The organism is Caldimonas manganoxidans ATCC BAA-369, from assembly GCF_000381125.1.
Classification (GTDB): Bacteria; Pseudomonadota; Gammaproteobacteria; order Burkholderiales; family Burkholderiaceae_C; genus Caldimonas; species Caldimonas manganoxidans.
Genome location: NZ_KB905995.1, coordinates 1 through 5196 on the forward strand (window position 1 = coordinate 1; position 5196 = coordinate 5196).

General features: G+C 61.6%; 6 protein-coding genes and 1 pseudogene. 4 read left to right on the forward strand and 3 right to left on the reverse strand.

Going from position 1 to position 5196, the window contains the following annotated elements:
* Nucleotides 1-656: multicopper oxidase domain-containing protein (locus F615_RS0117095; protein ID WP_156824687.1), on the reverse strand; the 656-nt coding region annotated here is incomplete at its 3' end.
* A gap of 154 nt (nt 657-810) precedes the next feature.
* Between F615_RS0117095 and F615_RS0117100 the strand changes: the two genes are divergently transcribed.
* Nucleotides 811-1494 carry a heavy metal response regulator transcription factor gene (locus F615_RS0117100; RefSeq protein ID WP_019562362.1) on the forward strand — a complete coding sequence of 228 codons (684 nt, stop codon included), beginning with the start codon at nt 811-813 and terminating at the stop codon, nt 1492-1494.
* A complete protein-coding gene (locus tag F615_RS0117105) occupies nt 1495-2877 on the forward strand; it encodes a heavy metal sensor histidine kinase (RefSeq protein ID WP_019562363.1) in 1383 nt (460 codons plus the stop codon).
* 199 nt (nt 2878-3076) lie between these two features.
* On the opposite strand, the gene F615_RS0117110 is transcribed toward F615_RS0117105, so the two are convergent.
* Both F615_RS0117110 and F615_RS0117115 read right to left on the reverse strand, forming a co-directional pair.
* Nucleotides 3077-3466, reverse strand: coding sequence for an EAL domain-containing protein (locus tag F615_RS0117110; protein WP_082438493.1), 390 nt, complete (start codon nt 3464-3466; stop codon nt 3077-3079).
* 255 nt (nt 3467-3721) lie between these two features.
* Nucleotides 3722-4618 (reverse strand): cation efflux transmembrane domain-containing protein, encoded by an 897-nt coding sequence (locus F615_RS0117115; protein WP_026330414.1) that lies wholly within the window; start codon nt 4616-4618, stop codon nt 3722-3724.
* Between the two features lie 139 nt (nt 4619-4757).
* On the opposite strand from F615_RS0117115, the pseudogene F615_RS19805 reads away from it, so the two are divergent.
* A pseudogene (locus F615_RS19805) lies at nt 4758-4850 on the forward strand (MerR family DNA-binding transcriptional regulator); the annotation flags it as partial.
* A 133-nt stretch (nt 4851-4983) separates the two neighbouring features.
* On the forward strand, nt 4984-5196 hold a 213-nt coding region (locus F615_RS0117120; RefSeq protein WP_026330415.1), incomplete at its 3' end, for a transposase family protein.

The window sequence follows — 5196 nt, forward strand, 5'->3', positions numbered from 1 at the left end:
GCCGTCGGCTGATTGAAGTTGTAGTAGTCGCTTTGCGCCTTGAGCTTGGCGAGCACCCGCATGGGGTCTTCGTCGGTCCAGTCGGACAGCAGCACGACATGGTCCCGGTCGGCGCGGATAGGGTCTGCCTCACGCGGCTCGACGATCAAGGCCCCGTACATGCCGGTCTGCTCCTGCATGCCGGAGTGCGAGTGATACCAGTAGGTGCCGGTTTGTTCGAGGCGAAACTGGTAGGTGAAGGTTTCGCCAGGGGCGATGCCCGGGAAACTGACCCCAGGCACCCCGTCCATCTGGTAGGGCAGGATGATCCCGTGCCAGTGGATCGAGGTGGCCTCGCGCAGGCGGTTGGTGACGCGGATGGTGACCGTGTCGCCTTCCCGAAGTTTGAGCGTTGGCGCCGGGATGGAGCCGTTGATGGTGGTCGCCATCCTTGGCCTGCCGGTGAAGTTGACCGGCGACTCGGCGACCACCAGGTCAATATTCGTGCCGCTGAGCACGGGCGCTGCACCCGTGCGCGTGTCGGCCAGCCCCTGTGCCGCAGCACGCACCCAGGGTGACAGGCCGACCATCACGCCGCCGGCGACCAAGCCGCGCACGAAACGCCGCCGCGAGGGCATCAACGGCAATGGCAAATGAAACGGACTCAAAGATGACATGGGCTTCTCGCGATGAGTTACTGAAGTCGTGGGTGAGATGCTATGGAGCCAACCTGTCAGGATGCTGTTCGTCCGATTACATTTTTGTTATCTTCATGTCAGGTGCACCCAAAATCGTCACACTAGCGGCTATCCGATATGGCCGAGCACCCTCATGAAGATACTGATCGTTGAAGATGAGCCCAAAACGGGCGACTACCTGCGTCAAGGCTTGAGCGAAGCGGGTTTCGTGGTCGATCTGGCGCAAGACGGCGCCGACGGTCTGCACCTGGCCTTGCAGGGCGAGTACGACCTGGTCATCCTGGATGTGATGCTGCCCGGCCTCGACGGCTGGCAGGTACTCCAGTCCTTGCGCCATCGCGGCCTGCAGATGCCGGTGCTGTTCCTGACCGCACGCGATCAGCTGGAAGACCGGGTCAAAGGCCTTGAACTCGGTGCGGACGACTATCTGGTCAAGCCTTTCTCCTTTGCCGAATTGCTGGCCCGCGTGCGCACGATCCTGCGTCGAGGGCGCAGCGGCAACGAGAGCACCGTGCTGCGCGTGGCCGACCTCGAACTGGACCTGCTGCGCCGACGCGTTTCACGCGGCGGGCGACGAATCAGCCTGACGGCCAAAGAGTTCGCCTTGCTGGAACTGCTGATGCGCCGTCATGGCGAGGTCCTGCCCCGCTCGCTGATCGCCTCGCAGGTCTGGGACATAAATTTCGACAGCGACACCAATGTGATCGAGGTGGCCATCTGGCGCTTGCGCGCGAAGATTGATGAGGGGCATGAGGTCAAGCTGATCCACACCGTACGTGGCATGGGTTACGTATTGGAAGCGCCGGAGGAGCACTGAATGTTTCGCTCCCTGTCACTGACGACCCGGCTCACCCTCTTCTTTACGTTGGCGGCTGCGGCTGTGGTGTTTGGCTTGGCCTTGTTGGTCATCGCTGCATCCGATCGGCATTTCATCGAGCTGGATCACATGGCGCTGCAGGACAAGCAGCACCTGATCGAGGATATTTTGGCGCGATCCAATTCGGCCGAGGACGCCAAGTGGCTGCTGCGTGAGGCATTGAGCCACCATCACGGGCTGTACGTCAGCGTCCATGATTCGAAAGGTGAAACGCTCTTCCAGTCCGAAGGATTTCGCCTCCCGCGCGAACTGTCACCGGCGGATGAAGGCAACGGCAACGACGCGCTGATCCATTGGGCCGACGCAGGGCAGGCGTTTCGCGGGATACTTGTCCGGGTTATTCCAGCCTATGACGCAACGACGCGGCTGGACATCCTCGTTGCCATGGACACGGCGCATCACACACGGTTCATGCTGAAGTTGCGGCGCACCCTGATGACCTATGCCGTCGTGACGATCGTCATCTGTGGCTTGCTGAGCTGGTTTGCCGCGTACAAGGGGCTGGCGCCATTGCGTGCCATGAAATCCAGAGCCACCACGCTCACGAGCCAGCAGCTGCACCAGCGCATGCCCGTCGAGGCGGTACCCATCGAAATGGCAGATCTGGCTCACGAACTCAACAAGATGCTGGACCGGCTGGAAGACGCGTTCACGCGACTGTCGGAGTTCTCGTCGAATCTGGCGCATGAGCTGCGCACCCCCCTGAGCAACCTGCTGACCCAGACCCAGGTCGCGTTGGCTACCCGGCGGGATGCCGATACCTACCGGGAGATTCTGGCTTCCAATGCCGAGGAACTGCAGCGTCTGGGCCGCATGGTGTCCGATATGCTGTTCCTGGCCAAGGCCGAACGCGGGATGATGCTGCCGAACCGGGAACGTTTCTCGGCAGCCGAGGAAACGCACGCCCTGATCGAGTTCTATGAGGCGGTCGCCGAGGAGAAGGGCGTCAGACTGGCTCAGCGTGGTGAGGGCGAGATCGTCGGTGATCGCTTGATGTTCCGCCGTGCCCTGAGCAATCTGCTTTCGAACGCGCTGCGCCACACCCCGCCACATGGCGAGGTCACGATCGAGATCAGCCAGTCTTCCCAAGCCACCCGGGTGAGCGTCGAGAACACCGGCGAGGACATCGACCCGAGGGTACTGCCGCACCTGTTCGATCGGTTTTACCGTGCTGACCCATCGCGGTCACATCCGGAAACCGACGGCGCAGGGCTGGGATTGGCGATTACCCGCGCCATTATGCAAACCCATGGAGGATCGATCAGCGTGACGTCCGCGCAGGGCAGGACCCGGTTCTGCCTGGAGTTCCCAGGCGGAACCTGATGAGGTGAAGCAGTTGGGGCGAGCCAGCCCAAGTGCCTTTGGTCTGTGCGCTTTCGCAGAGGCAATGGCCCCGATCGCTGTTGAACCGACCGGGCTGACGGCTCCCGATCACGGATCAGCGTGAACGCTACGAAGAGTTTGAGAGAACTCGAGGGCGTGATCATGCGCCGGGGCCCGGTGCCATGGAGCGGCTTTGCCGTCATGTACCGAGGTGGCCTTGCTCTTGGCGATCCACGTCCTGACCGAGATCATGACTCGGACATGCGCTTTGCAACCACCTGCGCGCGAAAACCTCGGCCGGCTCCGGACGGGCGAAGTAATACCCCTGTGCTTCGTCGCAACCCAATGCCAGCAAGTGTTCCGCCTGCGCTGCCTCTTCCACACCTTCGGCCAGGGTCTTGAGGCCGAGGCTCTTCGCCATGGCAACGATGGCGGACACAATGGCGAGATCGTTGCGATCGGTCAGCATGTCCCGCACGAACGAGATGTCGATCTTCAGTTTATGAACGGGAAATCGCTTGAGGTAAGCCAGTGAGGAATACCCGGTGCCGAAATCATCGATGGACAGCGCAAACCCGGCCGAGGTCAGGGCGCGCGTGACCCTCCATCACCGAGATCGCGGCAGCCGAGAGCATTGACCGGGGGCATGCAAGTCGGATCGCGCAACTGACCCGGCTTGCACCTGACATCGTCGAGGCGTGCGTGGTGGAAAAGGCAGTCGGGCTTGTGCTGGAGCGCCTGATCCGGCGAGCCTTGCCATTGGATTGGGCAGCGCAGCGTGAAATTCCAGGGCGGGAATTCAGTCGTTGATATTGCCGGGGCGGCATGTCCCGCGCTCGCTGCTTCAGGCACCGAGGCGCAGGATGCGCCGCGCACCGTTCAATACCAGCAGCGCGATGAGCGAGCCAATCACCAAATCGGGGTAACGCGATCCTGTCCAGGCGACCAACGCCCCGGCCGCGATCACCCCCAGGTTTGCCAGCACGTCGTTCGTGGAGAAAATCCAGCTTGCCTTCATGTGAGCGCCGCCTTTTCGATGACTGGAGATCAAGACAAGGCAGGTAACGTTTGCAATGAGCGCAACGAGCGCGATCCCCATCATGAGCGGTGGCTCGGGCTCGCTACCAAAGACGAAGCGGCGCAGCACCTCGGACATTGCGCCGAGCGCGAGCAACAGTTGCAGCCAGCCTGACAACCGCGCCGCCTTCAGCTGGTGCCCGGTAGGACGGCCGACGGCGTAGAGCGCGAGCCCGTAGACGGCGGCATCCGCGAACATGTCCAGTGAGTCAGCCATGAGCCCCGTGGACTGCGCAATCCACCCGGTCGTCACTTCGACGACAAACATGGCGGCGTTGATGGCAAGCAACCATTTGAGAGCGCGAGACTCTTGCTCGGAGGACGGCTGGCTGTCGCTTTGCCCATCGACAGTGTGCGGGCCATTCGATTCAGTTGACGCAATGAGACGGGCGCCCAAGCCGAGACTTTCAAGCTTGCTTGCAATGGGTTCGACGGGGCCGTCGTGAAAAACACGCAACTCGCGCTTGCCAAGATCGAACTCGAGTGCGGCCAGCCCGCTCGTATTCTCGAGCGCGAGCCGGATCATGCGCTCCTCCGAAGGGCAGTCCATCTTCGGCACCGAGAACAGACTCATCCTTCCCGTCCCGGTCGGCGTGGCACCCGTCATGGACTCCGCCTTCCGCTCGGACGCACATCCGCAGGATTTCTGGCATTCATCAGTCATAGTCATTGGTCCTTGATTCTTCTCGTTCCTGATCCGGCGAGGCTCTTGCAGAAACCAGCAAGCATCCGGAGGGTATTTTGAGATTTAACACTCTATAGCTACTATAGAGTCAAGTCGATGATAAAAAGGGGTTGCAGCTATGCAGATCGGAGCGCTTGCCCGGCAAACCGGGTGTCCGATTCAAACGATTCGCTTTTATGAGCAGGAAGGACTCCTGCCGCCCCCGTCCCGGCTCTTCGTCATTTCGTGTGGAACACAACACTCACAATGCTCCCCTGGTTGTTGAGCCCGGTGGGCATGTGTGCAGGCCGCTGGCCGGCCTGTGCACATGTCCACGAGGCGTGTTTGATCAGGAGGATGAGTCCATGGGCATTGCCGTAGAAGCTCTGTTCACCAGCGCGCTGGGCTTGCAGCCGCCGTGGGTCGTCGATGACGTCAGGCTCGACACCGCCAAGCGGCGTATCGACTTCGAGATCGGCTGCCACACCAGCAGGCTCGCCTGCCCGGCATGCGGTGCGGCCACGCAACCGGTGCACGACCGGCTGCGCCGATCCTGGCGGCACCTGGACTTCTTCCAG

Coding starts and splice junctions, on each gene's coding strand:
- F615_RS0117100 (WP_019562362.1), top strand. CDS start 811: ATGAAGATACTGATCGTTGAAGATGAGCCCAAAACGGGCGACTACCTG.
- F615_RS0117115 (WP_026330414.1), bottom strand. CDS start 4,618: ATGACTGATGAATGCCAGAAATCCTGCGGATGTGCGTCCGAGCGGAAG.
- F615_RS0117105 (WP_019562363.1), top strand. CDS start 1,495: ATGTTTCGCTCCCTGTCACTGACGACCCGGCTCACCCTCTTCTTTACG.